The 26,286-nt window shown below is 70.7% G+C and carries 21 protein-coding genes, 1 tRNA gene and 1 pseudogene; 13 read left to right on the top strand and 10 right to left on the bottom strand.

Features of this window, described 5'->3' with window-relative positions; translation table 11 throughout:
• Positions 1-79 (top strand): annotated as a pseudogene (locus A5700_RS25775) (type VII secretion protein EsxI); the annotation flags it as partial.
• 62 nt (positions 80-141) lie between these two features.
• Here the strand turns inward: A5700_RS25775 and A5700_RS24640 are convergent.
• Positions 142-1,434, bottom strand: coding sequence for a PPE family protein (locus tag A5700_RS24640; RefSeq protein ID WP_068065148.1), 1,293 nt, complete (start codon positions 1,432-1,434; stop codon positions 142-144).
• Between the two features lie 410 nt (positions 1,435-1,844).
• Between A5700_RS24640 and A5700_RS24635 the strand changes: the two genes are divergently transcribed.
• The 9 genes from A5700_RS24635 (at position 1,845) to A5700_RS24595 (ending at position 12,576) form a co-directional block, all read left to right on the top strand.
• Entirely contained in the window at positions 1,845-2,618 is a 774-nt protein-coding gene (locus tag A5700_RS24635) for a response regulator transcription factor (protein WP_068065152.1), read from the top strand.
• Entirely contained in the window at positions 2,615-4,141 is a 1,527-nt protein-coding gene (locus A5700_RS24630; RefSeq protein WP_068065155.1) for a cell wall metabolism sensor histidine kinase WalK, read from the top strand. Before A5700_RS24635 ends, A5700_RS24630 begins: the two co-directional genes overlap by 4 nt.
• 239 nt (positions 4,142-4,380) lie before the next feature.
• Positions 4,381-4,464 (top strand): potassium ABC transporter ATPase, encoded by an 84-nt coding sequence (locus A5700_RS27160; RefSeq protein ID WP_068065157.1) that lies wholly within the window; start codon positions 4,381-4,383, stop codon positions 4,462-4,464.
• Positions 4,461-4,550: a K(+)-transporting ATPase subunit F gene (kdpF, locus tag A5700_RS27155; RefSeq protein WP_068065159.1), complete on the top strand. Its 90-nt coding sequence runs from the start codon at positions 4,461-4,463 to the stop codon at positions 4,548-4,550. Before A5700_RS27160 ends, kdpF begins: the two co-directional genes overlap by 4 nt.
• Entirely contained in the window at positions 4,550-6,220 is a 1,671-nt protein-coding gene (gene kdpA / locus A5700_RS24615; protein WP_068065162.1) for a potassium-transporting ATPase subunit KdpA, read from the top strand. Before kdpF ends, kdpA begins: the two co-directional genes overlap by 1 nt.
• Positions 6,220-8,382 carry a potassium-transporting ATPase subunit KdpB gene (gene kdpB / locus A5700_RS24610; protein WP_068065165.1) on the top strand — a complete coding sequence of 721 codons (2,163 nt, stop codon included), beginning with the start codon at positions 6,220-6,222 and terminating at the stop codon, positions 8,380-8,382. Before kdpA ends, kdpB begins: the two co-directional genes overlap by 1 nt.
• A gap of 1 nt (position 8,383) precedes the next feature.
• Positions 8,384-9,316, top strand: coding sequence for a potassium-transporting ATPase subunit C (locus A5700_RS24605; RefSeq protein ID WP_068065169.1), 933 nt, complete (start codon positions 8,384-8,386; stop codon positions 9,314-9,316).
• Positions 9,317-9,328: 12 nt separating this feature from the next.
• A complete protein-coding gene (locus A5700_RS24600) occupies positions 9,329-11,899 on the top strand; it encodes a sensor histidine kinase KdpD (RefSeq protein ID WP_068065173.1) in 2,571 nt (856 codons plus the stop codon).
• Positions 11,896-12,576 (top strand): response regulator, encoded by a 681-nt coding sequence (locus tag A5700_RS24595; protein ID WP_068065175.1) that lies wholly within the window; start codon positions 11,896-11,898, stop codon positions 12,574-12,576. Before A5700_RS24600 ends, A5700_RS24595 begins: the two co-directional genes overlap by 4 nt.
• A gap of 220 nt (positions 12,577-12,796) precedes the next feature.
• Here the strand turns inward: A5700_RS24595 and A5700_RS24590 are convergent, their stop codons facing one another.
• The 8 genes from A5700_RS24590 to mfd form a co-directional block, all read right to left on the bottom strand.
• Positions 12,797-13,105 carry a hypothetical protein gene (locus A5700_RS24590; protein ID WP_068065177.1) on the bottom strand — a complete coding sequence of 103 codons (309 nt, stop codon included), beginning with the start codon at positions 13,103-13,105 and terminating at the stop codon, positions 12,797-12,799.
• A gap of 129 nt (positions 13,106-13,234) precedes the next feature.
• Positions 13,235-14,179, bottom strand: coding sequence for a Ppx/GppA phosphatase family protein (locus A5700_RS24585; protein ID WP_068065181.1), 945 nt, complete (start codon positions 14,177-14,179; stop codon positions 13,235-13,237).
• On the bottom strand, positions 14,173-14,661 hold the full coding sequence (locus A5700_RS24580) for a DUF501 domain-containing protein (RefSeq protein WP_068065186.1): 489 nt from the start codon (positions 14,659-14,661) through the stop codon (positions 14,173-14,175). Before A5700_RS24580 ends, A5700_RS24585 begins: the two co-directional genes overlap by 7 nt.
• Positions 14,654-15,349, bottom strand: a complete 696-nt coding sequence (locus A5700_RS24575; RefSeq protein ID WP_068065189.1) for a septum formation initiator family protein — start codon at positions 15,347-15,349, stop codon at positions 14,654-14,656. The genes A5700_RS24580 and A5700_RS24575 overlap by 8 nt, the downstream gene beginning before the upstream one ends.
• 23 nt (positions 15,350-15,372) lie before the next feature.
• Positions 15,373-16,662 carry a phosphopyruvate hydratase gene (gene eno, locus A5700_RS24570; RefSeq protein WP_068065192.1) on the bottom strand — a complete coding sequence of 430 codons (1,290 nt, stop codon included), beginning with the start codon at positions 16,660-16,662 and terminating at the stop codon, positions 15,373-15,375.
• A 50-nt stretch (positions 16,663-16,712) separates the two neighbouring features.
• Positions 16,713-17,441 (bottom strand): lytic transglycosylase domain-containing protein, encoded by a 729-nt coding sequence (locus tag A5700_RS24565; RefSeq protein ID WP_156671432.1) that lies wholly within the window; start codon positions 17,439-17,441, stop codon positions 16,713-16,715.
• Positions 17,442-17,601: 160 nt separating this feature from the next.
• Positions 17,602-18,681 carry a nucleoside triphosphate pyrophosphohydrolase gene (locus A5700_RS24560; protein ID WP_082960324.1) on the bottom strand — a complete coding sequence of 360 codons (1,080 nt, stop codon included), beginning with the start codon at positions 18,679-18,681 and terminating at the stop codon, positions 17,602-17,604.
• Between the two features lie 70 nt (positions 18,682-18,751).
• Positions 18,752-22,408, bottom strand: a complete 3,657-nt coding sequence (gene mfd / locus A5700_RS24555) for a transcription-repair coupling factor (protein ID WP_197502712.1) — start codon at positions 22,406-22,408, stop codon at positions 18,752-18,754.
• Between the two features lie 119 nt (positions 22,409-22,527).
• Between mfd and A5700_RS24550 the strand changes: the two genes are divergently transcribed.
• On the top strand, positions 22,528-23,808 hold the full coding sequence (locus A5700_RS24550) for a diaminopimelate decarboxylase (RefSeq protein WP_068205090.1): 1,281 nt from the start codon (positions 22,528-22,530) through the stop codon (positions 23,806-23,808).
• 99 nt (positions 23,809-23,907) lie between these two features.
• Here the strand turns inward: A5700_RS24550 and A5700_RS24545 are convergent, their stop codons facing one another.
• Positions 23,908-24,501 (bottom strand): TetR/AcrR family transcriptional regulator, encoded by a 594-nt coding sequence (locus A5700_RS24545; RefSeq protein WP_068065204.1) that lies wholly within the window; start codon positions 24,499-24,501, stop codon positions 23,908-23,910.
• A 151-nt stretch (positions 24,502-24,652) separates the two neighbouring features.
• On the opposite strand from A5700_RS24545, the gene A5700_RS24540 reads away from it, so the two are divergent.
• Positions 24,653-24,724: transfer RNA gene (locus A5700_RS24540), tRNA-Gln, on the top strand.
• Positions 24,725-24,741: 17 nt separating this feature from the next.
• The gene (glmU, locus tag A5700_RS24535; protein WP_068065205.1) at positions 24,742-26,232 is read left to right on the top strand and encodes a bifunctional UDP-N-acetylglucosamine diphosphorylase/glucosamine-1-phosphate N-acetyltransferase GlmU; all 1,491 of its coding nucleotides are present in this window, start codon (positions 24,742-24,744) and stop codon (positions 26,230-26,232) included.
• Positions 26,233-26,286 lie beyond the last annotated feature (54 nt).

Genomic DNA, 26,286 nt, shown 5'->3' with positions numbered 1-26,286 from the left:
CTCCCACGGCCAGAAGGTGCAAAGTGCCGGCAGCAACATGGCCAGCACGGACAGCGCCGTCGGGTCCAGCTGGGCCTGATCCGCAGCTCTACGAAGGGCCCGCACACCGCACGGTGTGCGGGCCCTTTGCTGTCGGAGCCCTTAGCCGGCCACCGGCGAGCGGGGGAACAGCGACGGCCGGTAGCCGATTCGGTGCACTCCCCCGTCCGACTCCCGACCCACCATGGCGCCCAGCGGCAGCTTGGAGACCCCGGCCCCGCTCGGCATCGGCGGCGTCGCGCCCGTGGAGGCCGGTAGCACTCCGGCGTCGAACGGCGCCAGGGGTGTTACGGCCGAGACGGTTTGGCCCCAGGCCGGCGGCACCGACAGCGTGCCGAGCGGGGTGCCCTGGCCCAGGCTCGCCGTCGCGCCTGCGCCCAGGCCGCCCAGCCCGCCGGCGGGCGCCAGGCCGCCCAGACCCTCGGCGCCCTCGATCGAGTTCACGCCGGTGAAGTCCAGCGACAGCCCGTACAGGTCGATGCCGATCCCGCCGCCGTCGGCTCCCAGGCCCGCACCGTCGGCGCCCAGGCCGGCCACATCGGAGGCCAGGCCCGCCGCGTCGGCCCCGCTGGAGCCGCCGCCGAGCGCCGCCGCCAGGCCGGTGGCCGTCCCCACCCCGGTGCTGGCGCCCTTGGTCGCGGTCTTGCCGGTGCCCGTCAGGCTCGACAGCGCCCTGAGCGGCGCGGACGCGCCCGACGACCCCAGCGACGCGCCGGTGCCCATCGCCGCCTGCGACAGACCGGACGACGATCCCGGCCCGGACAGGCTCTGCAGCGCCTGGGGCACCGAGGACATCGCGGCTTGGACGTGGCCGCCGGCCTGGGCCCCGGCCGACTGGGCGACCGCGCCCGCTTGACCGGTGCCGCCACCCGGGTTGGTCGTCTGCGGCGGCGCGGTGAAGGCGGCGAAGGTGGTGGCCGACGCCGAGCTCGCGGCGTAGGTATACATCGCGCCGGCGTCCTGGGCCCACATCTCGCCGTACTGGGCTTCGGTGGCCATGATCGCCGGGGTGTTCTGGCCCAGCAGGTTGGTCGCGACAAGCGTCATCAGCTGCGCCCGGTTGGCGGCGATCACGGGCGGCGGGACGGTCATCGCGTAGGCGGTCTCGTAGGCGGCGGTCGCGGCGGTGGCCTGCAGGCCCGTCTGCTCGCACTGCTCGGCGGTGAGCCGCAGCCAGGCCACGTAAGGGGCGACCGCGGCGGCCATCGCCGTGGACGTCGGGCCCAGCCACTCGCTGGTCAACGTGGTGAGCACCGACTCGTAGCCGGCCGCGGCCGTGCTCAGCTCCGCGGCGCTGGCTTCCCATGCCGCGGCCGCGGCGAGCAGCGTCGCCGGTCCGGCGCCCGCATACATCCGACCGGAGTTGACTTCCGGAGGCAGCGCGCCAAAGTCCATTTCCGTGACCGTCCTTCGCTCGAATTCACCGACCCGGCTGGGCTCGGGAAGTGTGGGAGCCGCCCGCCGCGGCGTCCTCCACGACGCCCGGACGGGTGCCCGGTGCCACCGGCTGGGCGAATTACGTTGTCGTTGGCGGTCATTCGCGGCGGCCTGGCGAGCCACGAGGCGAACGCCGGGCCGGCACCGGCGACCCGAATCGTCGAGCCCAGGGGCGGCGCGTCGCCGTCGTCCCAATGGCTCTGCGGTCCAGTGTTTTTCGGTCGACAGCCGGCTTCAAGGCGCCACACCGGACGCATAGAAAACACATATGTGAATTTCGTCGGAGGTGAGCCGGCCCGCACGCCGACATTTGAGAACTCTATGAACTCCGTGACAACCAGGTGTGTGGGTGGCCAGAATGTAGGAGCATGACCGCAATGTCGGGATATGCGGGTGGCCAGCGTCCACGCCAGGCCATTTTGGGGCAGTTGCCCAGGATTCACCGCGCCGACGGGTCGCCCATCCGCGTCCTGTTGGTCGACGACGAGCCCGCGCTGACCAACCTGGTGAAGATGGCGCTGCACTACGAGGGCTGGGTCGTCGAGATCGCCCACAACGGGCGAGAGGCCCTGGCGAAGTTCGAGCGGGTCAACCCCGACGTGCTGGTGCTCGACATCATGCTGCCCGACGTCGACGGGCTGCGGATCCTCGAACGCGTCCGCCAGTCCGACGCCTACACCCCCACCCTGTTCCTCACCGCGCGCGACTCGGTGATGGACCGCGTCACCGGGCTCACGGCGGGCGCCGACGACTACATGACCAAGCCGTTCAGCCTCGAGGAACTGGTGGCCCGCCTTCGCGGCCTACTGCGTCGGTCCAGCCACCAACCGGCCCCGACCGCCGAGACCCTGAAGGTGGGTGACCTCAAAGTCGACACGGCCAGCCGCGAGGTGACGCGCGCCGGCACCCCGGTGTCGTTGTCCTCCACCGAATTCGAGTTGCTGCGCTTCCTCATGCGCAACCCGCGCCGCGCGTTGAGCCGCTCGGAAATCCTGGACCGCGTGTGGAACTACGACTTCGCCGGTCGCACCAGCATCGTCGACCTCTACATCTCCTACCTGCGCAAGAAGATCGACTCCGGCCACAAGCCGATGATCCACACCGTGCGCGGCGTCGGTTACATGCTGCGGCCGGCCGAATGACTCAAGACGCGGATTCCTCGTCGGGCCTGCCCCGCTGGTTTCCGCACTCGCTGCGCCGGCAGTTGCTCGCGGGCGTGCTCGTGGTGGTCAGCGTGGTGCTGGTCGCCGTGGGCCTGGTCTCGGTGCTCAGCCTGCGCGGCTACGTCAACGCGATGAGCGACGCCGACGTCGCCGACTCCCTGGACGCGCTAGGCCATTCCTACACCAAATACCTTGATGCGCAACACCGTTCCGGAAGCACCGGAGTTGCGCCGCTCGCCCAGGCGATGCTGCAGTTCACCGACCAGACGCCGGGCAACCTGATCGTGATCCTGCACGGCGGTGCGGTGGTGGGCTCGGCGGTGTTCTCCGAGGCCGAAGCCCGGCCCGCCCCGCCCGACGTGATCCGCGCCATCGAGGCACAGCGGTGGGCCGAAGGACCGCCGCGCACCGAGACATTGGGGCGCCTCGGCTCCTACCGCCTGGACAGCCACTCCGCCGGGGCCGACGTCTTGATCGCCGGCGTGCAGCTCAACGTCGCGGACCGGATCATCGCCCGCAAGCAGGTCACCACCGCCGTGCTGATCACGGTGGCGCTGGCGGTGACTGCCGGGCTCACGATCTGGGTTGTCGGGTACACGCTGCGACCGCTGCGCCGGCTCGCGGCCATCGCCGCCGAGGTGGCCGCGATGCCCCTCACCGACGACGACCACCGGATCAGCGTCAGGGTGCGCCCGGGCGACACCGACCCGCAGAACGAGGTGGGCATCGTCGGCCTCACGTTGAATCGCTTGCTGGACAACGTGGACAGCGCGCTGGCGCAGCGGGCCGAATCCGATCTGCGGATGCGCCGGTTCATCAGCGACGCCAGCCACGAGTTACGCACACCGCTGGCCGCCATTCAGGGATACGCCGAACTCACCCGCCAGGACAGCTCCATGCTCCCCCCGACCACGGAGTACGCCCTGGCCCGCATCGAGTCCGAGGCGCGCCGGATGACGCTGCTCGTCGACGAGTTGCTGTTGTTGTCGCGCCTGGGCGAGGGGCAGGACCTGGAGTCCGAGGACGTCGACCTGGCCGAGGTGGTCGGCAACGCGGTCAACGACGCCGCGGTCGCGGCGCCGACGCACCATTGGGTCAAGGAACTTCCCGACGGGCCGGTGTGGGTGCGCGGCGACCACGCCCGGTTGCACCAGCTGGTCAGCAACCTGCTCGGCAACGCCCGGATGCACACACCGCCGGGCGTCACGGTGACCACCGGAATACGTTGCGGGCAAGAGTCTTTCGGGGCGCCCTTCGCCGAGGTGACCGTCGCCGACGACGGGCCCGGCATCGATCCGGAGCTGCTTCCCCGGCTGTTCGAACGGTTCGCGCGCGCGGACAAGTCGAGGATCAACGGGTCCGGCAACGGGCTGGGGCTGGCGATCGTGGATTCGATCGTCAAGGCACATCGCGGCTCGGTGAGCGCCGAATCCGGCGCGGGCGGAACGGTATTCCGGGTCCGGCTTCCCCTGACCGGCGAGCCCGACGGCGGCGCCGGCTAGCGGCCGTCGCCAGTAGAGTTCCACTGTCGCACAGTGCGATTGGCGTCACATCGGGCGCGGGCGGTCACGGCGCCCGCGCATCGGCGTAAAGAAAGCGTCAAGGCGCAGCACCGCCCCGTAAGGAAAATGTCAACCAACGGCCCTGGTGCGCCGGTCCGGCATAGCTTCAAGCTGGCTTTGCTCGAGGCTTCACCGCCTCGATGCGGTCGTAATCGGTATGCACGCGGAGCGGAGACAACATGGGCGTGGCGGTGTACGTCGTGCTGACGGTGGCGGTGTTCGCCCTGCTCGGCCTGGCGCAGAAGCTGGTCGAGCGGTTATGAGTTACGAGAACGTGGTCGGCCTGGCGCTGTCTGTCGTGCTGGCCCTGTATCTGTGCGGCGCCCTGCTGTTCCCGGAGAAGTTCTGATGGGCACCACAGCCGCCGGCGTCGCGTTCGTCGTCGCGCTCATCGCGGCGCTAGTGGTGGTCCACGCGCCCTTCGGGGACTACATGTATCGCGTGTACACCGCGAAGAAAGACCTCGCCGCCGAGCGCGCGATCTACCGCCTCATCGGCGTCGACGCGCGGGCCGAACAGACCTGGGGGGCCTACGCGCGCAGCATCCTGGCGTTCTCGGCGGTCAGCATCCTGTTCCTGTTCACGCTGCAGCTGGTGCAGGACAAGCTGCCGCTTCACCTGCACTCCCCCGCCACGGCGATGACCCCGGGGCTGGCGTGGAACACCGCGGTCAGCTTCGTGACCAACACCAACTGGCAGGCCTACTCCGGCGAGTCCACCCAGGGCCACCTGGTGCAGATGGCCGGCCTGGCCGTGCAGAACTTCGTCTCGGCCGCCGTCGGGATGGCGGTGGCAATCGCCCTGGTCCGCGGTTTCGCCCGCAAGCGCACCGGTGAGTTGGGCAATTTCTGGGTCGACCTGGTGCGCACCACGGTGCGCATCCTGCTGCCCATCGCCGTCGTCGGCGCGGTGCTGCTCGTGGCCGGCGGGGTGATTCAGAACTTCCACCTGCACGACCAGGTGGTGACCACTGTGGGCGGCGCCCAGCAGACCCTTACCGGCGGCCCGGTGGCCAGCCAGGAGGCCATCAAGGAGCTCGGCACCAACGGCGGCGGCTTCTACAACGCGAACTCCGCGCACCCGTTCGAAAACCCCACCGCGTGGACCAACTGGCTGGAGATCTTCCTGCTGCTGGTCATCGGGTTCTCGCTGCCGCGGACCTTCGGCCGCATGGTGGGCAGCACCAAGCAGGGCTTCGCGATCGCCGCGGTCATGGCGACGCTGGCCACCCTCAGCGTCACCCTGACGGTCTGGACCCAGTTGCAGCACCACGGCACCGTGCCGACCGCCGTGGGCGGGGCGATGGAAGGCGTCGAGCAGCGTTTCGGTGTCGGCGACTCGGCGGTGTTCGCGGCCGCCACCACGCTCACCTCCACCGGCGCGGTCGACTCGACGCACGACTCGCTGACCAGCCTCGGCGGCATGCTCACCATGTTCAACATGCAACTCGGCGAGGTTGCGCCCGGTGGCACCGGCTCCGGCCTCTACGGCATGCTGATCCTGGCCGTCATCACCGTGTTCGTCGCCGGGCTGATGGTCGGGCGCACCCCCGAATACCTCGGCAAGAAGATCAACCCGCGCGAGATCAAGATCGCCTCAAGCTATTTCCTGGTCACGCCGCTGATCGTGTTGGTGGGGACCGCGACCGCGATGGCGCTGCCGGGAGAGCGCGCCGCCATGGCCAACAGCGGCCCGCACGGGCTCTCCGAAATCCTCTACGCGTTCACCTCGGCGGCCAACAACAACGGTTCGGCCTTCGCGGGGCTGAGCGCGAACACCAACTGGTACAACACCGCTCTGGGCCTGGCGATGGTGTTCGGCCGGTTCCTGCCGATCGTGTTGGCCCTGGCGCTGGCGGGCTCGCTGGCCAAGCAGGGCAGCACGCCGGAATCGGCGGGCACCCTGCCGACCCACCGGCCGCAATTCGTCGGGATGGTCTCCGGGGTCACGGTGATCCTGGTGGGCCTGACGTTCCTGCCCATGCTGGCGCTTGGGCCCCTCGCCGAAGGAATCCACTGATGACCATGATCGCCGCCGGCCCCGCCGAGCGGGCGGAGCCCACGACTCCCGTTGAGCGTCAACGGGTTCGGGGCGGCCTACTGGACCCCAGCATGCTGTGGAGGTCCACCCCCGACGCCCTGCGCAAACTCGATCCCCGCACCCTGTGGCGCAACCCGGTGATGCTGATCGTCGAGGTGGGGGCGGCCTGGAGCACGGTGCTGGCAATCATCAGCCCCACCTGGTTCGCCTGGCTCATCGTGGTGTGGCTGTGGCTCACCGTGCTGTTCGCCAACCTCGCGGAGGCGGTGGCCGAGGGCCGCGGCAAGGCGCAGGCAGAGACGTTGCGCCGGGCCAAGACTCAGACCCTGGCCCGACGGCTGCGGAACTGGAACCCCGGCGGCTCCGGCGTGGAGGAGGAGGTGGCGGCTCCGCTGCTGCAACGCGGCGACTTCGTCGTCGTCGAAGCCGGGCAGGTCATACCCGGCGACGGCGACGTCGTGGAAGGCATTGCCTCCGTGGATGAATCGGCCATCACCGGCGAATCCGCCCCCGTGATCCGCGAGTCCGGCGGTGACCGCTCGGCCGTCACCGGCGGCACCACCGTGCTCAGCGACCGGATCGTCGTGCAAATCACCCAGAAACCCGGGGAGAGCTTCATCGACCGGATGATCGCCCTGGTCGAGGGCGCCAACCGGCAGAAGACGCCGAATGAGATCGCGCTGAACATCCTGCTGGCCGCCTTGACCATCATCTTCGTCTTCGCCGTCGCGACGCTGCAGCCGCTGGCCATCTACTCCAAGGCCAACAATCCCGGCGTCGCGGATACGCAGGCGCTCAACGTCAATGGCGTCACCGGCATCGTGATGGTGTCGCTACTGGTGTGCCTGATCCCCACCACGATCGGCGCGCTGCTGTCGGCCATCGGGATCGCGGGCATGGACCGGCTGGTGCAACGCAACGTGCTGGCGATGTCCGGGCGCGCGGTGGAGGCTGCCGGCGACGTCAACACCCTGCTGCTGGACAAGACCGGCACCATCACCCTGGGCAACCGGCAGGCGGCCGCGTTCCTCCCCGTCGAGGGGGTCACCGAGGAGCAGCTGGCCGATGCCGCGCAGCTGTCCAGCCTCGCCGACGAAACCCCCGAGGGCCGTTCGATTGTGGTGTTCGCCAAGCGCAACTTCGGCCTGCGGGCCCGGACGCCCGGCGAGCTGTCCACCGCGCAGTGGGTGGAGTTCTCCGCGACCACCCGCATGTCGGGCGTCGACGTCGACGGGCAGCAGCTGCGCAAGGGCGCGGCCAGCTCGGTCGCGGCGTGGGTGCGCACCCAGGGCGGGCAGGTACCGCTCGAGCTCGGCGACATCGTCGACGGCATCTCCGCCGCCGGCGGCACCCCGCTGGTCGTCGGGCGCAGCGGTGCGGGCACCGCCGACGGGACGGCCGAGGTGCTCGGCGTCATCCACCTCAAGGACGTCGTCAAGCACGGCATGCGGGAACGGTTCGACGAGATGCGCCGGATGGGCATCCGCACGGTGATGATCACCGGTGACAACCCGTTGACCGCGAAGGCGATCGCGGACGAGGCCGGGGTCGACGACTTCCTGGCCGAGGCCACGCCGGAAGACAAGCTCGCGCTGATCAAGCGCGAGCAGGCGGGCGGCAAGCTGGTCGCGATGACCGGCGACGGCACCAACGACGCGCCCGCCCTGGCGCAGGCCGACGTCGGCGTCGCGATGAACACCGGCACCTCGGCCGCCAAAGAGGCCGGCAACATGGTCGACCTCGACTCCGACCCCACCAAGCTGATCGAGATCGTCGAGATCGGCAAGCAGCTCCTGATCACCCGCGGCGCGCTGACCACCTTCTCGATCGCCAACGACATCGCCAAGTACTTCGCCATCATCCCGGCGATGTTCGTCGGCCTGTTCCCCGGCCTGGACCTGATCAACGTCATGCGGCTGCACAGCCCGCAGTCGGCGATCCTGTCGGCGGTCATCTTCAACGCCATCATCATCGTGCTGCTCATCCCGCTGTCTTTGCGCGGCGTGCGCTACACGCCGAGCAGCGCGTCGAAGTTGTTGAGCCGCAACCTGTATATCTATGGGCTCGGCGGGATCGTCGCGCCGTTCATCGGTATCAAACTGATCGACCTCGTCATTCAATTCGTCCCGGGGATGTCCTGACATGAAGTTTTCGAACCTGTTGCGCATTCACTGGGCGGCGCTGCGCGCGCTGCTGGTGCTGACCGTCATCACCGGGATCGCCTATCCCCTGCTCATCTGGCTCGTCGCGCAATTCCCCGGGTTGCACGAGAAGGCCGAGGGCTCGATCCTGACCGCCAACGGCAAGCCGGTCGGGAGCCGGTTGATCGGTCAGCTCTTCACCGACAAGGACGGCAACGCCCTGCCGCAGTACTTCCAGAGCCGCCCCTCGGCCGCCGGCAACGGCTATGACCCGATGTCGTCGGGGGGCAGCAACCTGGGTCCGGAGAGCACCGTCGACACGCCCGCCGACCCGGCGCTGCTCGCCGCGGGCAAGTCGGCGAGCGACGCGGGCTTCAAACCCAGCCTGCTGACCCAGGTGTGCTCGCGCAGCGTCGCCGTGGCCTCGCTGGAGGGGCTGGACAAGGCGGCCGCGGCCCGCCCGTTCTGCACCGGCGGCGGCGTGGGCGCGGTGCTTTCGGTAATCGGCCCCCGCGACGCGCGCGGCGGCGTCGTGCATCCCACCCGGGTCGTCAGCGTCAACGAGCCGTGCCAGTCGACGCCCAGCCCGTTCGTCGCCTTCTATGAGGGCGTGCGGGTCGAGTGCGCGAAATTCGGTGAGGACTATTCCCTGGGGCAGATCGTGCCGGTGCGCGGCGCCGCGCCGGCCGAGCCCGTGGTGCCCGCCGACGCCGTCACCGCGAGCGGCAGCGGGTTGGACCCGAACATCTCCGTCGCCTACGCCGACCTACAAATCGCCCGGGTGGCCCGGGCTCGCCACGTCAGCCCGGATCAAATCCGCGCGGTCCTTGCGCAGTACCGCAGCGGCCGCGAGCTCGGCTTTTTGGGGGAGCCTTGCGTGAACGTGGTGCAAGTCAACGTGCAACTCGACCACAAATACCCCCTGTCCGGCTAGCGCCGCGGGTGGATGATGGTTGACGTGAGCGACGTCGACCGCCACCCCAAGCGGGGGGAGCTACGCATCTATCTCGGAGCGGCACCGGGTGTCGGCAAGACCTATGCGATGTTGGGCGAGGCGCACCGGCGGCTGGAGCGGGGCACGGATGTGGTGGCCGCGGTCGTCGAGACGCACGGGCGTCGCAAGACCGCCGAGATGCTTAAAGGCATCGAGACGATCTCCCCGCGCTATCTGCGCTACCGCAGCGCCAGCCTCGCCGAGATCGACGTGCCGGCGGTGCTGGCGCGTCGCCCGCAGGTGGTGCTCGTCGACGAGCTCGCCCACACCAACACCCCGGGCAGCAAGAACGCCAAACGGTGGCAGGACGTCGAGGAGCTGCTGGACGCCGGGATCACGGTGATCTCCACCCTCAACGTGCAACACCTGGAAAGCCTCAACGACGTCGTCACCCAGATCACCGGGATCGAACAGAAAGAGACCATCCCGGATTCGATCGTGCGGCAGGCCGCCCAGGTCGAGCTCATCGACATCACCCCGGAGGCCTTGCGGCGCAGGCTATCTCACGGCAACGTATACGCCCCGGACCGCATCGATGCGGCGTTGTCGAACTACTTCCGCCCCGGAAACCTCACCGCGCTGCGGGAATTGGCGTTGCTGTGGGTGGCCGACCAGGTGGACACCGCGCTGGCGAAATACCGCGCCGAGAACAAGATCACCGACGTGTGGGAGGCGCGCGAGCGGGTGGTCGTCGCGGTCAACGGGGGCACCGGTTCGGACACGCTGCTGCGCCGGGCGTCCCGGATCGCGTCGAAGTCCAGCGCGGAGCTGATGGTGGTGCACGTCGTCCGCGGCGACGGACTGGCCGGGCTTTCCGAGGCGCGGATGAGCAAGATCCGCGAACTCGCCACCAGCCTGGACGCCTCCCTGCACACGGTGGTCGGTGACGACGTACCGACCGCGCTGCTCGACTTCGCGCGCCAGATCAACGCCACCCAGTTGGTGATCGGCACCTCGCGGCGGTCGCGACTGGCGCGGATCTTCGACGAGGGCATCGAGCAGGCGGTCGTCGAGCGCTCGGGCCGGATCGACGTCCACATCGTCACCCACGAGGCCGAGGCCAAGCGCGGCCTGTCCGCCGTGGCGCTGTCACGCCGCGAGCGACGCATCGCGTCTTGGTTGGCCGCGATCGTCACCCCCTCGGCCATCTGCACGATCGCGGTCACGTTGCTGGACCCCTATTTGGACACCAGCGCCGAAAGTGCGCTGTTCTTCATGGGCGTGCTGCTGGTCGGGCTGCTGGGCGGGATTGCGCCGGCGGCACTTTCGGCGGTGCTGTCGGGACTGCTGCTCAACTACTTCCTGATCGCTCCCCGACACAGCTTCACCATCGCCGAACCAAGCAGCGCCACAACGGAATTGGTGCTGCTGTTGATTGCCGTCGCCGTCGCGGTGCTGGTCGACTTCGCCGCCAAACGCACGCGCGAGGCGCGGCGCGCGTCCCAGGAGGCGGAACTGCTCACACTGTTCGCGGGTTCGGTGCTGCGCGGGGCCGACCTCGAGACGCTGCTGGAACGGGTGCGGGAGGCGTACGGGCAGCGTGCGGTCAGCATGGTGCGCCGCCCCCGCGATGCGGGGGCGGCGGGCCGCAAGACGAGTGAGGTGGTCGCGTCCGTGGGCCGCGACCCGTGCGTCAACCTCGAATTCGCCGACACCGCCATCGAGGTGGGCGACGACGAGTTCTGGATGCTGCTGGCCGGCCGCAAGCTGTTCTCCCGCGACCGGCGGGTGCTCGGCGCGGTGGCGCAGCAGGCCGCCGGGCTGGTGCGGCAACGCGAACTCGTCGAGGAGGCCAGCCGGGCCGAGGCGATCGTGCGGGCCGACGAGTTGCGCCGCTCGTTGCTGTCCGCGGTCAGCCACGACCTGCGCACGCCGCTGGCCGCGGCCAAGGTGGCGGCGTCGAGCCTGCGCGCCGAGGACGTCGCCTTCTCCCCCGACGACACCGCCGAACTGCTTGCCACCATCGAGGAGTCGATCGACCAGCTGACCGCGTTGGTGGGCAACCTGCTCGATTCGTCGCGGCTGGCCGCGGGCGTGGTCCGTCCGGACCTGCGCCGGGTGTACCTCGAGGAGACCGTGCAGCGGGCCCTGGTCAGTATCGGCAAGGGCGCCACCGGTTTCTACCGCTCCGCGATCGACCGGGTCAAGGTGGACGTGGGCGACGCGGTGGTGCTGGCCGACGCGGGGTTGCTGGAGCGGGTGCTCGCGAACCTGATCGACAATGCGCTGCGCTACGCGCCCAACTGCGTGATCCGGGTCAACGCGGGACGGGTGGGCGAGCGGGTGCTGATCAACGTCATCGACGAGGGGCCGGGCATTCCGCACGGCAGCGAGGACCGGGTGTTCGAGTCGTTCCAGCGGCTCGGGGACCAGGACACCACCACGGGGGTGGGGCTGGGCATGTCGGTGGCGCGGGGGTTCGTCGAGGCGATGGGCGGCACCATCACCGCGACCGACACCCCCGGCGGCGGCTTGACGGTGGTGGTCGATCTCGCCGTGCCGGACTCGGTCGAGGCGCCATGACGCGCGTGCTGGTGATCGACGACGAACCCCAGATTCTGCGGGCGCTGCGCATCAACCTGTCGGTGCGTGGCTATGACGTGGTGACTGCGTCCACCGGCGCAGGGGCGCTGCGCGCGGCCGCCGAACACAAGCCTGACGTGGTGATCCTCGATCTGGGGCTGCCCGACATGTCCGGGATCGACGTGCTGGCCGGCCTGCGCGGTTGGTTGACCGCGCCGGTCATCGTGTTGTCCGCGCGCACCGATTCGTCGGACAAGGTGGAGGCGTTAGACGCCGGCGCCGACGATTACGTCACGAAACCCTTTGGCATGGACGAGTTCTTGGCGCGGTTGCGCGCGGCCGTGCGCCGCAACACGGCGGCGTCGGGACTCGAGCAACCGGTCGTCGAGGCGCAGTCGTTCACGGTCGACCTGGCCGCCAAGAAGGTCACCAAGCACGGGGCCGAGGTGCACCTCACGCCCACGGAGTGGGGAATGCTCGAGGTGCTGGTGCGCAACCGCGGCAAGCTGGTCGGGCGGGAGGAACTCCTCAAAGAGGTGTGGGGCCCGGCGTACGCCACCGAGACTCATTATCTGCGTGTCTACCTGGCGCAGCTGCGACGCAAGCTGGAGGACGACCCCTCGCATCCCAAGCACCTGCTGACCGAGTCGGGCATGGGATACCGCTTCGAGGTGTGAGCGCGGCGGGCTTTTCGGGGGCAGTGACGAAGTGCCCGCCTCATAGCGACAACGCACGCGCCGCTGGGCGCTAATCCCGGGCGCGCGAGCGGGCCCCCTCTCCAGGGGCAGTGACGAAGTGCCCGCCTCATAGCGACAACGCACGCCGCCGGGCGCCGTCCATGGGAGCGCAACGAGAACAACGCCCGCTCGGCATGCGGGCCCTTCTCTCCGGGGTTACTTACGAAGTGCCCGCCTCGCAGCGACAACGCGCCGCCGCACGCAGCGCCAGCACGCGCTGATGGATGCGGTACTCCGTCGATCGCGGCAGATAGCCGGGCCCGTACCTGCCACGTCCCAGCCTGCACACCCGGGCCCGGCCGACCTCCCAGCGCAACGCGTCCGAGATGGCTTTCGACGGGCGACCGTGCACCCGGAAACCGTAGTCGACCAGGGCGTCATGCAATTCCGAGACGGTGGCCGGCCCGTGCACGGCCAGGTGCATCGCCAGCACGTAGCGAAGCTCGATTCCTTTGAGTGGTTCGTCCATCGGCGAACCGTCGCACACGGGTGTGACAATCCGCAGTTGTCGCTATGAGGCGGGCACTACGACACATGCTTGGGGAGAGCGCCGCGGGCGCCCGGCGCCGCGCGCCAGACCCGGTCCGCGCCCAACATGCTAGTCGCCGAGCGAGAGCACGATGCCGTCGAGGATGTCGTGTTCGCTGACGGTCAGCTCGTCGATGCCTGCGCGAGCCCGCAATTCGCGCGCCAACTCCTGCACCACGATGGCGCCCCCGCCGATGACGTCCGCGCGGCCCTCGTGCATCGGCGGCAGCGCCGCGCGCTGCGCGCGCGTCATGCCGATCAAACGCTCGCACACCGCCAGCAGGTCCGGCCCGGCGACCCGCGAAAGATGAATCGCCGCAGAGTCATACTCCGTCATCCCGTGCGCCAGCGCCGAGAGCGTGGTCATCGTCCCGGCCACCCCCACCCACCGGCGGGCACCCTCGACCGGCACGGCTCGCAGGGCCGCCGCGAGGCGCTCGCGCACCACCTGCCGCGCCGCCGCCACCTCCGCCGCCGTCGGTGGGTCCGAATGCAGGCACCGTTCGGTCAATCGGACGCAGCCGATGTCGGCGGAGAAGCTCGCGGCCACCGTCCGGTCGCCGACGACGATCTCGGTAGACCCGCCGCCGAGGTCGACGACCACGAAAGGCCCATCGGCGGAATCCAATTCGCCGACGGCGCCGCGGAACGATAACTCCGCCTCCTGTGCACCGGTGATCACCTCGGCCACCGCACCGGGGAGCACCGCACCCAGCACCTCAGCCGTCATCGCGAAGAATGCGTCACGGTTGGCGACGTCACGCGCCGCCGAGGTGGCCACCATCCGCACACGCTCGGCGCCGTGCTGCCGAATCAGGGACGCGTAATCGGTCAGCGCGGCGCGGGTGCGCTCCATCGCCTCCGGCGCGAACTCCCCCGTGGCGTCCACACCCTGACCCAGGCGCACGATCCGCGTCTCCCGATGCACGTCGCGCAGCCCACCCGCGCCGGCGTCGGCGATCAGCAGCCGAATCGAGTTGGTGCCGCAGTCGATTCCGGCGAGCCGGCTCACCACCGCCCCGCCTCCAAGACGCCGGCCAGCGCCGGTTCACCCGCCAGGATCGCCAGGGCCTCGTCGCCCAGCGGGTTGCAACCGGGGCCCTTGGCCAGCGAGTGCGCGATCAGCACGTGCAGGCACTTCACCCGGTCCGGCATCCCGCCGCCCGAAAATTGCGTCCCGAGCGGCTCGATCGAATCCCGTTCGGCCAGATAGGATTCGTGGGCCCGCCGATACGCGGCCGCAAGTTCGTCATCGCGGCCCAGCCGCTCGGTCATCTCCCGCATCAGTCCCGTCGTCTCCAATCTGCTCGCGGCGGCGGTCAACGCCGGATGCGTGAGGTAGTACAGCGTGGGGAAGGGTGTGCCGTCGGGCAGTTTCGGCGCGGTCTTCACGACCCCGGGTTCGCCATTGGGGCACCGGTAGGCGATCTCCAGCACGCCGCGCGGTTCGCGCCCCAGCTGGCGCGCCACCGCGTCCAGGTCGGCGCGATCAACCACCGGGAGGAGTTGGGGTCGGCGCGGGCGAATTAGGCTGCGGGGCAGAGGTTTCCGGCGCCGCCGCGGGCGGTAGATGCGGCGCGTCGGCGATGGTGTGCCACAGCGAGGTGTACCACGGGTCGTTGTTGGCGGGCTTCGCCGATTGCGTGCCCGGCTGCACCGGCACCGCCGCTGTCGGCGGGAGCTGCACCTGGAACGGGATGTCGCCGGGCTTGACGAAGCCGAGCCGCTCGCGGGCCTGCGCCGCGATGTAGGCCGGATCGGCCAGTTTCGCCTTCTTGGACTCCAATTCGGTGATCTGGGCGCGCAACGCGGCCTGGCTCGCCGACAGCTGATTCATCTCGGTGCGCTGCGCGAAATAGGTGCGCACCGGGCCGGCGATCGTCAGCGTCAGCACGCAGACGACCGCGGCCAGCACGGCCGCCCGGCGCGCCGTGAAACCCAACCGCTGATCCGAACGGTGCTCGACGGATTCGGCGGCTTGGCGCTTGATGGGTTCGACGACGTGCTCGAACGGCGTCCGGGTGGTGGCGCCACCGACGGTGGGCGACGCCGACGGCTTGGCCGTGGGCTTCGCCGAAACCTGGGTCGGCTTGTTCGGGCGCCGGCGCCGGCCCGCGTCACCGGCCTTGCCCGGCCGCGAGGCCGGGGAGCGCCGCCGCGAGTCCGGCCGGTTCCCGTCGGGCATGTCAGACGCCGTTGCCTGTCAAGCTATTTCGCCTCGAACGTGTACCGCGGGAAGGCCAGGTCACCGGCGTAGCGGGCGGCGTCGCCGAGGGCTTCCTCGATGCGCAACAGCTGGTTGTACTTCGCGACGCGCTCGCTGCGGGCGGGCGCACCCGTCTTGATCTGACCGCTGCCGACCGCCACCGCCAGGTCGGCGATGGTGGTGTCCTCGGTCTCGCCGCTGCGGTGACTCATCATCGTGCGGTAGCCGCTGTGGTGGGCCAGGGCCACCGCGTCGAGCGTCTCGGTGAGCGTGCCGATCTGATTCACCTTGACCAGCAACGCGTTTCCGACGCCCTTCTCGATGCCCTCCTCGAGCCGCTCGGGGTTGGTGACGAAGATGTCGTCGCCGACCAGCTGCACGCGGTCACCGATCGACGCCGTCAGCGCCGCCCAGCCGTCCCAATCGTCCTCCGACAGCGGGTCTTCGATGGAGACCAGGGGGTAGGAGCCGAGCAGCCCGGCGTAGAACTCCGCCATCTGCGCCGCGGTGCGGGTCGTGCCCTCGAAGGCGTAACCGGTGCCGTCGGTGTAGAACTCGGTGGCGGCCGCGTCCAGCGCCAGCGCCACGTCGGAGCCGAGCTTGAAACCCGCCGATTCGATGGCCCGGCTGATCAGGTCCAGCGCCGCGGTGGTGCCGGCCACGTCGGGCGCGAAGCCGCCCTCGTCGCCGAGGCCGGTGCTCAGCCCCTCTTTCTTCAACACCGCCTTGAGCGAGTGGTACACCTCGGCACCCCAGCGCAGGGCCTCGGCGAAGCTGGGGGCGCCGATCGGCGCCACCATGAACTCCTGGATGTCGACGGCGGTGTCGGCGTGCGCGCCGCCGTTGAGGATGTTGAGCATCGGCACCGGCAGGATGTGCGCGTTCGGGCCGCCGAGGTAGCGGAACAACGGCAGCTCGGCGGAGTCGGCGGCCGCCTTCGCGACCGCCAGCGAGACGCCCAGGATCGCGTTGGCGCCCAGCCGGGACTTGTCGGGGGTGCCGTCCAGGTCGACCAGCGCCTGGTCCACCAGCCGCTGGTCATCGGCGTTGAGCCCGATGACCGCCGGGCCGATCTCGTCGAGCACGGCCTGCACCGCCTTGTGCACGCCCTTGCCGCCGTAGCGGTCGCCACCGTCGCGCAGCTCCACGGCCTCGTGCTCACCGGTCGACGCGCCGGAGGGCACCGCGGCCCGGGCGAACGTCCCGTCGATCAGGGCTATCTCGACCTCGACCGTCGGGTTGCCGCGGGAGTCGAGGATCTCGCGAGCCCCGACCTGCTCGATAATCGGCACTACAGTTCTCCTTAACCGGTGCGTGCTTGGTGGGTCAGCGATACATCCTGCTACAGCGGATGACCCGCCGCATAAGCGGTCGCCCAGTCGCGGACGGCACGGGCGTAGACGCCGGAGTTGTTGTAGGCGCGCAGCGCGGTGATCCAGCCCCGCGGCGTCGCCAGATCCTTACCGCGCCAACACAGGTAGCCCGCCGCGGCCAGCGCCGAATCGTCGATGTTGTCGGGGCTGACCCGCCCGTCGTTGTGAGCATCGACACCATAGAGCCGCCACGTCTCCGGGATGAACTGCATGGGGCCCATGGCGCGCGCCACCCCGTCGTCGTCCGTGACGTCCTCGGCGCTGTCGACGATGCGCAGGTTGCCGCCGGTGCCGTCCAGGCGGACGCCACGGATCGGGGGGCTGACGTCGCCGTTGGGCGCCAACCGCGAGCCGCGGTAGGTGCCGTGATGGCTTTCCACCTGCCCGATGCCGGCCAGGGTGGTCCACGCGATGTGGCATTTCGGGTTCTCGACCTCGGCGACCCGCGCGGCGTAGGCGTACGCCTCGAGCGCGATGACCGGGATCTCCAGGGCCGCCGAGCGCTGCTGCGCCCAAGCCCGCAGCTGATCCGCGGGCCGGCCACTGGCGTGGGTGTTGACCGGCGGCACCGCGTCACCGGGCGGTGGCGGCACCCCCTCGGGGATGAACAGGCTCAACTGCCAGGTGCAACTGGACGCGAGGAGCATCGCGGTCGCGCCGATCACGGCGGCCGCGCGCAACCAACGCCTCGGCGACACCATGGCTGTCCGCAACACCCTTACACTCCCCCGCATCACTTGCCGCAACCATCGTCCCATGCGATCGCGCGGTGTCAGGGCGCGTCGGGGCGCGGCGCCCCGGTTTTCCCGCCGAATCCGCAACGCCGCGATTAGCTGGCCCGGCCCGCAGCGACGGCGATCAGACGGCGTCCGCGGCCGGCTCGGTGCCGTCTTGGGGGGCGCCCGGAGCGCCGGCCTCGGGGACCTCGTGGGGCGTCGGGGCGTCGGCCGGCGTCGGAGCGTCGACGACCGCCAAGGCCTCGGCGCCCGCCAAGGCCTCGGCGCCCGGCCAATGGCCGCGCCATTCCGCCTCGCTGACGTCGTCGAGGCGGGCGACGTCGAACTCGTCGGGAAAGCCCGATCCGCGGCGGGCGGCGGCGATCCGCTTCTCCACGGCGCGGACCGTGTCGACGAAGTCCAGAACCGCCGCGCGCAAAGCGCTTTCGGCATCGACGTCGGCCGACACCGTCACGGAGGTGATCGCCGCGGGCACCAGGTCGGCCGGCACGCCGGCCCTGGCGGCGCGCTGAATCACCTTCTGCGCCAGCGCCAACGCGGGCTGACCGGTGTGCACCTCGTCCATCACCGATGTGCGGGGCTTCTCGGCGGCCTTACGCTCCTCCCACTGCGCCAGCTGCTCCTCGAGCGAAATCGACTGTCCGGCAAGAACTCCCGGCACCCGATTGCCCAGCTTGCGCATCAGCGCCGCGGCCACGTCGTCGATGGTGAACGGGGACTGCGGCGCGTCCTCGGCGATGCGGGCGTGGAAGAGCACCTGCAGCAACACGTCGCCGAGCTCCTCGCGCAACTGCTCGGCGCTACCGCTGCCCACCGCGTCGAGCAGCTCGTAGGTCTCCTCCAACAAGAACCTGCGCAACGAATCGTGGGTTTGCTCGCTCTCCCAGGGCCCCGCCGTGCGCAGCTTGTCCATCATCGCGACGGCATCGACGAGCCGTTCGCCGCGCGGCGTCTCGGGCGCCGCGATCAGCCGGGCGCCGGCGGCCAGCCGGGCGGTGACGGCCGGGTGCTCGGGGTCGGACGACAGCAGGACCGGGGCCGGGGCGTCGGGGTCACCGGAGTGCACCGGCCGCGCCGAGCGCAGCGACCACGGCACCGCGACCGGCATCTCCTCGGTGTACTCCACCTCGCCGCTCAGGTGCTCGATGGCCTCGACGGGCACCAGCGACGGGCGGCGCGGGTCGAACAACACGACGATCATGAGCGCACCTCCTCATCGCTTCGTCGGCCGCAAGCGGGCGGTACCCCCACGGCGTCGTCGCGGGCACCGATCATCGCGCTTGCCGCCCCTCACTGGCCATCGACGCAGGTAATTCACTCGTTATACCAACATCCGTCTGCGGTTTACCTTGCAGCGCCGTGACCAGATTGGCCACCATCTGCACCAGCTCGACGTCGCGCAGCCGCGGCGCCCCCACGCCGCCCGCGCGCGGTATCGGCACCTGCACCGTGTTCGTCGTGGCGCGGTAGTTCGCCGACGGATACATCCGCTTGAGCCGCACCTGCGCCGAATCCGGCAGCGTCAGCGGGGAGAGCCGAACCGTCGTCGCCGACGGCGCCGACACCTCGGTGATCCCGGCGGCGCGGCACACCAGCCGCAACCGGGCGACGGCCACCAGCCGCTCGGCCGGTTCGGGCAGCGCCCCGTAGCGGTCGACGAGCTCCTCGACCGCCGCATCCACCGCGGCGTCGTCGGCCGCGGCGGCCAGCCGCCGGTACGCCTCCAGGCGTAGCCGGTCACTGGCGATGTAGTCCGGCGGCAGGTGCGCGTCCACCGGCAGGTCGATCCGGACGTCCTTGGGCTCCTCGGCGGTGGTGACCGTCTGGCCGTCGGCCGCCGCGCGGTAGGCCTCGACGGCCTCGCCGACCAGCCGGACGTACAGGTCGAAGCCCACCCCCGCCACGTGCCCGGACTGCTCGACGCCCAGCACGTTGCCGGCGCCGCGGATCTCCAGGTCCTTCAGCGCGACCGCCATGCCCGCGCCCAACTCGTTGTTCTGCGCGATGGTGGCCAGCCGGTCGTACGCCGTCTCGGTCAGCGGCGTGTGCGGCGGGTACAGGAAGTAGGCGTAGCCCCGTTCCCGGCTGCGCCCGACGCGGCCGCGCAGCTGGTGCAGCTGCGAGAGGCCGAAGGTGTCCGCGCGCTCCACGATCAGCGTGTTGGCGTTGGAGATGTCCAGGCCGGTCTCCACGATCGTGGTGCACACGAGGATGTCGTACTCCCGGTTCCAGAACCCCTGCACGGTGCGTTCCAGCCGGTCCTCGGGCATCTGCCCGTGCGCGACCACCACGCGGGCCTCGGGCACCAGCTCCCGGATCCGGGCCGCCGCGCGGTCGATCGAGCTGACCCGGTTGTGCACGTAGAACACCTGCCCGTCGCGCAGCAGCTCGCGTCGCAGCGCGGCGGCCACCTGCTTGTCGTCGTGCGGGCCGACATACGTCAGCACCGGGTAGCGCTCCTCGGGCGGGGTGAGGATGGTCGACATCTCGCGGATGCCGGCCAGGCTCATCTCCAGGGTCCGCGGGATCGGGGTGGCGCTCATCGTCAGCACGTCGACGTGGGTGCGCAGGCTCTTGATGTGCTCCTTGTGCTCGACGCCGAACCGCTGCTCCTCGTCGACGATGACCAGGCCGAGGTCCTTCCAGCGCACGCCGGTCTGCAGCAGCCGGTGCGTGCCGATGACGACGTCGACCGAGCCGTCGGCCAGGCCCTCGATCACGGCGCGCGACTCGGCGTTGTCGGTGAACCGCGACAGCCCCTTGACGGTCACCGGGAACCCGGTCATCCGGTCGGTGAACGTCTGCAGGTGCTGGTCGGCCAGCAGCGTGGTCGGCACCAACACCGCGACCTGCTTGCCGTCCTGCACGGCCTTGAACGCCGCCCGCACCGCGATCTCGGTCTTGCCGTAGCCGACGTCGCCGCAGATCACCCGGTCCATCGGGATCGGCTTTTCCATGTCGGCCTTGACCTCGGTGATGGCCGTGAGCTGATCGACGGTCTCGGTGAAGCCGAACGCATCCTCCATCTCGGCCTGCCAGGGCGTGTCCGGCCCGAAGGCGTGACCCGGGCTGGCCTGCCGCTTGGCGTACAGCGACACCAGCTCCCCGGCGATCTCGCGCACGGCCCGCCGGGCCTTGGTCTTGGTGTTCGTCCAGTCGCTGCCGCCCAGCTTGGACAGCGCCGGCGCCTGCCCGCCGACGTAGCGCGACAGCTGGTCGAGGGAGTCCATGGGCACGTAGAGCTTGTCGGAACCCCCGCCCCTCTTGCTGGACGCGTATTCCAGCACCAGGTATTCGCGGCGGGCGCCGCCGACGGTGCGCTCGGTCATCTCCACGAACCGCCCGATGCCGTGCTGGTCGTGCACCACCAGGTCGCCGGCCGTCAGCGCCAGCGGGTCGACGGTGTTGCGCCGCTTGGCCGCGAGGCGCTTGCCCTCGACGGCGGTCACCCGGCTGCCGGTCAGGTCGGTCTCGGTGATGACGACCAGGTTGGCGCCGGGGATCACGACACCCTCGTGCAGGGGCCCCTTGAGCACACCGACGACGCCCGCCTTGGGCGCCGCGCCGCAGTCCAGCATGCCGGCGGCGGTTTCCGACTCGGCCAGCCGCTCGACGACGCGGTGGGCGGTGCCGGTGCCGGGCGCGACCACCACCGCGTAGCCGCCCGTCGAGACGTGGGCGCGCAGCATCGCGAAGATGCTGTCGATGTCGTGCTGGTGGCCGCGCGCCGACGGCGACGGCCGCACGTCCAGCTCCAGCGCCGCCTCATCGGAGAGCTGGCTCAGCGTCCACCACGGGTGCTCGGAGCCGGCCGCCGCGGCCCGCACGTCGTCGAGCTCGGCGAACCCGGAGCCGCCGAACTGCTCGGCGTCGACCGGCGCATCGGTGCCCAGGGCGGCCACCGACCACGCCGCCTCGAGGAACTCCCGGCCGGTCTTGATCAGGTCGGCGGCGCGGGTGCGCACCTTCTCGGGGTCGCACACCAACAGCGGGGTCCGCGGGGCCAGCTGGTCGATCAGCAGCGCGTGCTTGCCCGGGCACAGCACCGGCAGCAGCGCCTCCATGCCGTCGACCGGGATGCCCTCGGCGAGCTTGGCCAGCATGTCGCTGACGCCGCCCGTGATGGCCGGCTCGGCCGCGGGATGCTGCGCGACCAGTGCGGCGGCCCGTTCCCGCACGTCGTCGGTGAGCAGCAGCTCGCGGCAGGCGACCGCGATCACCGAGTCCACCTCGATCTCGGGGATGGAGCGCTGGTCGGCGACGGCGAACATGCGCATCTCGCTGACCTCGTCGCCCCAGAACTCGACGCGGACGGGGTGCTCCGCGGTCGGCGGGAAGACGTCGAGGATGCCGCCGCGCACGGCGAACTCGCCGCGCCGGCCCACCATGTCGACCCGGGTGTAGGCCAGCTCGACCAGCCGGGCGATGACGGCCTCGAACTCGATCTCCTGCCCGACGCTGAATGTGACGGGTTCCACGAGGCCCAACTGCGGGGTCATGGGTTGCAGCAACGACCGCACCGCCGTCACGACCACCTGCAGCGGCGGGCCCAGCCGCGCGTCGTCGGGGTGCGCGAGCCGGCGCAGCACCATCATCCGGGTGCCGATGGTGTCGACGCCGGGCGAGAGGCGTTCGTGCGGGAGGGTCTCCCAGGACGGGAAGACGGCGACGGCGTCACCCAGGACGCCGCGCAGTTCGGCGGTCAGGTCGTCGGCTTCGCGCCCGGTCGCGGTGACTACCAGCAGAGGCCCCAACCGCGCCAGGGCGGCGGCCGCGAACAGCCGCGCGCTGGCAGGACCCACCAGGCTCAGTTCGGCCGGCCGTGCGGCCGCGGTGTCGATGAGCTGGGTGAAGGTCGGCGCGGTGAGCGCCAATTCAACGAGCCCCGCGATCGGGGTTTCTGGGCTAGCAGCCCCCGGTGCGGTCATGATGAATTCCATTCTAGGGGGCCGCAAGACGCGCCGAAGTTCGTCAGGATCGGCGCCGGGGGCGTCAAGGATCCGTCAGGGAGGCGCCGGCCGGGGCCGCGCGGGAGCAGCGTGGACTCATGACGTTGCTCGACATCCTGCCGTCGCTCGGCCAGGCGGCTCCCCCACGGTTCGATCCGACGGTGTGGCCCGTCACCGCCCGTCCCGACGAGGAGGGCAGGCTCTGCGTCGGCGGGGTCCCCCTGGTCGACATCGCCGACGAGTTCGGCACCCCGGCGTACGTGATCGACGAAACCGACTTCCGGGAGCGGGCCCGCCGCTACCGCAAGGCGCTGCGCGACGCCCAGGTCGTCTACGCCGGCAAGTCACTGTTGACCTCCGCGGTCGCCCGGTGGGCCCGCGACGAGGGGTTGGGCATCGACGTCTGCTCGAACGGCGAGCTGGCCACCGCGCTGGCCGGCGGCGTGGACCCGGCCCGGATCATCCTGCACGGCAACGCCAAGACCCCCGACGAGCTGCGCGACGACGTGCGCGTCGGGGTCGGGCGCATCGTGGTGGATTCCGGCATCGAGGTCGCGTACCTGGCCGGCCTGGCCCGACGCCGCCAGCCGGTGCTGGTGCGGGTGCCCGGTTCCACCCTCGCCGACGACCACGCCGCCGAGGCCGTCACGCGGGTGCTGGCGCACCCGATCCTCGACCTCGTCGGGCTGCACTGCCAGATCGGCCCGCAGGTCGGCGACCCGGCGCAGTTCGGTGCCGCGATCCGCCGGCTGATCGCCGCGATGGCCGACATCCGGGGCCGGCACGGGGTGATCCTCACCGAGCTCAACATCGGGGGCGGGCACGCCGTCCCGTCGGCCCCGGGCGAGCGCGAGCTGGACCTGCCGGCATTCAACGCGGCCATCGAGGACGCCCTGGACGAGGCCTGCGCCGCGGAGCACTTCCCCCGGCCGACGGTCGTGGTGGAGCCGGGCCGGGCCATCAGCGGCCGGGCCGGGGTCACGCTGTACCGGGTGTGCTCGGTGAAGGCCCGGCCGGGTGGCGGCACCGTCGTCGCCGTCGACGGCGGTATGAGCGACCACCCGCGGGTCGCGCCGCGCGGCGCCCGGTGCACCGTCGCGCTGGCCAACCGGCATCCGGTGGGCGCCCGCCACCGCGTGACCGTCGCCGGTCGGCATGGCGAATCGGGCGACGAGATCGCCGTCGACGTCGAGTTGCCCATCGACCTGCGGGCCGGTGACCTGCTGGCCGTGGCCTGCACGGGGGCCTATCACCACAGCATGGCGTCCAACTACACGATGGTGTGCCGCCCGGCCCTGGTCGCGGCGCGCGACGGCCGGGCGCGCGAGCTGGTCCGCCGCGAGACCATCGCCGACCTGCTGGCGCGTGACCGCGGCTGACATCGCGCCTCCCCGCCTGGCCTCTTCGCCGAGCGTAAGCGCACAGTGAAAAGTCAGGCCGAAAATCGCGGCCCGCTTACGCTCGCGGCGAGTGGGCCCTCAACCGTCCTGCAGCCGCGGGTCGGCCTCCAGGTGCGTCAGGCCGTTCCACATCAGGTTGACCAGGTGGGCCGCCACCACCTCTTTCTTGGGTTCGCGGGTGTCGAGCCACCACTGCGCGGTCATCGACACCGAACCGACCAACGCCTGCGCGTACAGCGGGGCCAGCTCGGCGTCCAGGCCGCGGCGGGCGAAGTCGCCAGCCAGGATCGAGCTGACCTGGCTCACGGCGTCGTTGAGCAGGCTGGAATAGGTGCCCGAGCTGATCGAGGCCGGGGAGTCGCGGATCATGATCCGGAAGCCGTCGGTGTGCTCCTCGACATAGGTGAGCAGCGCCAGGGCCACCCGCTCGACCCGGACGCGGGACCGGTTGTTGGTCAGCGACGACGTGATGCCGTCGAGCAGGGCGGACATCTCGCGGTCGACGACCACGGCGTACAGGCCCTCTTTGCCGCCGAAATGCTCGTAGACGACGGGCTTGGACACGTTGGCGCGCTGCGCGACCTCCTCGATCGAGGTGCCCTCGTAGCCGCGTTCGGCGAACAGCGAGCGCGCGATCCCGATGAGTTGCTGGCGGCGCTCGGTGCCCGTCATCCGGGCCCGCGGCGCCCGCACCTCTTTATCGGGCTCTTTCGGGGTGTGGGAATCCGGCACGGCCACGTGCTCAGCGTATCGGCTCGGCGGGCCCGCATGGGGCGCCCGGCCGCCCACACCGTCTAAAGTCATTGGCGCGGTCCGCCCGCAATCCGTCGTGGTGTAATCGGCAGCACCTCTGATTTTGGTTCAGATAGTTCAGGTTCGAGTCCTGGCGACGGAGCATCTCGAGGAGGGTTGATGTCGTCTCGTGGTGACACCGCGGTCGTGGTGCTCGCGGCCGGACCGGGCACCCGCATGCGGTCGAACACCCCGAAAGTGCTGCACACCCTCGGCGGCCGCAGCATGCTGGCCCACCTGCTGCACGCGATCGCCAAGGTGGCGCCGCAGCACCTGGTCACCGTGTTGGGCCACGACAACGAGCGCATCGCCCCGATCGTCGCCGAGCTGGCCAGCGACCTGGGCCGCCCGATCGACGTCGCCCTGCAGGACCGCCCCCTGGGCACCGGCCATGCCGTGCGCTGCGGGCTGTCCGCGCTGCCCGAGGACTACGCCGGCCTGGTGGTCGTCACCTCCGGGGACACCCCGCTGCTGGACGCCGACACGCTGGCCGACCTGATCGCCGGCCACAGCGCCGGGTCGGCCGCCGCGACGGTGTTGACCACCACGCTGGACGACCCCAGCGGCTACGGCCGGATCTTGCGCACACCCGACGACGAGGTCACGGCCATCGTCGAGCATGCCGACGCGACGCCCTCGCAGCGCGAGATCCGGGAGGTCAACGCCGGCGTGTACGCGTTCGACGCGCCCGCGCTGCGCTCGGCGCTGAGCCGGCTGAGCTCCGACAACGCCCAGCAGGAGCTCTACCTGACCGACGTCGTGGCCATCCTGCGCGGCGACGGCCTGGCCATCCGCGCCCGGCACGTCGACGACAGCGCGCTGGTGGCCGGGGTCAACAACCGCGTCCAGCTCGCCCAGCTGGGCGCCGAGCTCAACCGCCGGCTCGTCGCCGCCCACCAGCTGGCGGGCGTCACGATCGTCGACCCCGCCACCACCTGGATCGACGTCGACGTGACGATCGGGCGCGACACCGTCGTGCACCCAGGCACCCAGCTGCTCGGGCGCACCCGGATCGGCGGCGGCTGCGTCGTCGGCCCCGACACCACCCTGACCGACGTGACCGTCGGCGACGGCGCGTCGGTGGTGCGGACGCATGGCACCGAGTCGTCGGTGGGCGCCGGCGCCACCGTCGGGCCGTTCACGTATCTGCGCCCGGGCACCGTCCTGGGCGCCGACGGCAAGCTCGGCGCGTTCGTCGAGACGAAGAACGCCACGATCGGCACCGGCACCAAGGTCCCGCACCTCACCTACGTCGGCGACGCCGACATCGGCGAACACAGCAACATCGGCGCCTCCAGCGTGTTCGTCAACTACGACGGAACCTCGAAGTCGCGCACGACGATCGGCTCCCACGTGCGCACCGGCTCGGACACCATGTTCGTGGCCCCGGTGACGGTCGGCGACGGGGCCTACACGGGCGCGGGCACGGTGCTGCGCGACGACGTCCCGCCGGGCGCGCTGGCGGTCTCGGCCGGTCCGCAGCGCAACATCGAAGGCTGGGTGGCGCGCAAGCGGCCGGGCAGCGCCGCCGCGCGGGCGGCGGAGAAGGCGGCCGCGAATTCCGAGCCCGCCGCCGAACCCACGGTCGACCCCGCCGCCGAGCCCGAATAGACACCGTGCATTTGGTATCTGGCAACCCGGGCACTTTTCCGTACGATTCGCTTC

The organism is Mycobacterium sp. E1214, assembly GCF_001666755.1.
GTDB lineage: Bacteria > Actinomycetota > Actinomycetes > Mycobacteriales > Mycobacteriaceae > Mycobacterium.
The sequence above is the reverse complement of the archived record's forward strand: the minus strand, read 5'-3'. Positions and strand labels throughout refer to the sequence as shown.

Coding starts and splice junctions, on each gene's coding strand:
- kdpF (WP_068065159.1), top strand. CDS start 4,461: ATGAGTTACGAGAACGTGGTCGGCCTGGCGCTGTCTGTCGTGCTGGCC.
- A5700_RS24560 (WP_082960324.1), bottom strand. CDS start 18,681: ATGATCGTCGTGTTGTTCGACCCGCGCCGCCCGTCGCTGGTGCCCGTC.
- A5700_RS24635 (WP_068065152.1), top strand. CDS start 1,845: ATGACCGCAATGTCGGGATATGCGGGTGGCCAGCGTCCACGCCAGGCC.
- A5700_RS24605 (WP_068065169.1), top strand. CDS start 8,384: ATGAAGTTTTCGAACCTGTTGCGCATTCACTGGGCGGCGCTGCGCGCG.
- A5700_RS24590 (WP_068065177.1), bottom strand. CDS start 13,105: ATGGACGAACCACTCAAAGGAATCGAGCTTCGCTACGTGCTGGCGATG.
- A5700_RS24575 (WP_068065189.1), bottom strand. CDS start 15,349: ATGCCCGACGGGAACCGGCCGGACTCGCGGCGGCGCTCCCCGGCCTCG.
- A5700_RS24640 (WP_068065148.1), bottom strand. CDS start 1,434: ATGGACTTTGGCGCGCTGCCTCCGGAAGTCAACTCCGGTCGGATGTAT.
- glmU (WP_068065205.1), top strand. CDS start 24,742: ATGTCGTCTCGTGGTGACACCGCGGTCGTGGTGCTCGCGGCCGGACCG.
- A5700_RS24595 (WP_068065175.1), top strand. CDS start 11,896: ATGACGCGCGTGCTGGTGATCGACGACGAACCCCAGATTCTGCGGGCG.
- A5700_RS27160 (WP_068065157.1), top strand. CDS start 4,381: ATGGGCGTGGCGGTGTACGTCGTGCTGACGGTGGCGGTGTTCGCCCTG.
- A5700_RS24545 (WP_068065204.1), bottom strand. CDS start 24,501: ATGACGGGCACCGAGCGCCGCCAGCAACTCATCGGGATCGCGCGCTCG.
- kdpB (WP_068065165.1), top strand. CDS start 6,220: ATGACCATGATCGCCGCCGGCCCCGCCGAGCGGGCGGAGCCCACGACT.
- A5700_RS24550 (WP_068205090.1), top strand. CDS start 22,528: ATGACGTTGCTCGACATCCTGCCGTCGCTCGGCCAGGCGGCTCCCCCA.
- kdpA (WP_068065162.1), top strand. CDS start 4,550: ATGGGCACCACAGCCGCCGGCGTCGCGTTCGTCGTCGCGCTCATCGCG.
- A5700_RS24600 (WP_068065173.1), top strand. CDS start 9,329: ATGATGGTTGACGTGAGCGACGTCGACCGCCACCCCAAGCGGGGGGAG.
- A5700_RS24630 (WP_068065155.1), top strand. CDS start 2,615: ATGACTCAAGACGCGGATTCCTCGTCGGGCCTGCCCCGCTGGTTTCCG.
- mfd (WP_197502712.1), bottom strand. CDS start 22,408: ATGACCGCACCGGGGGCTGCTAGCCCAGAAACCCCGATCGCGGGGCTC.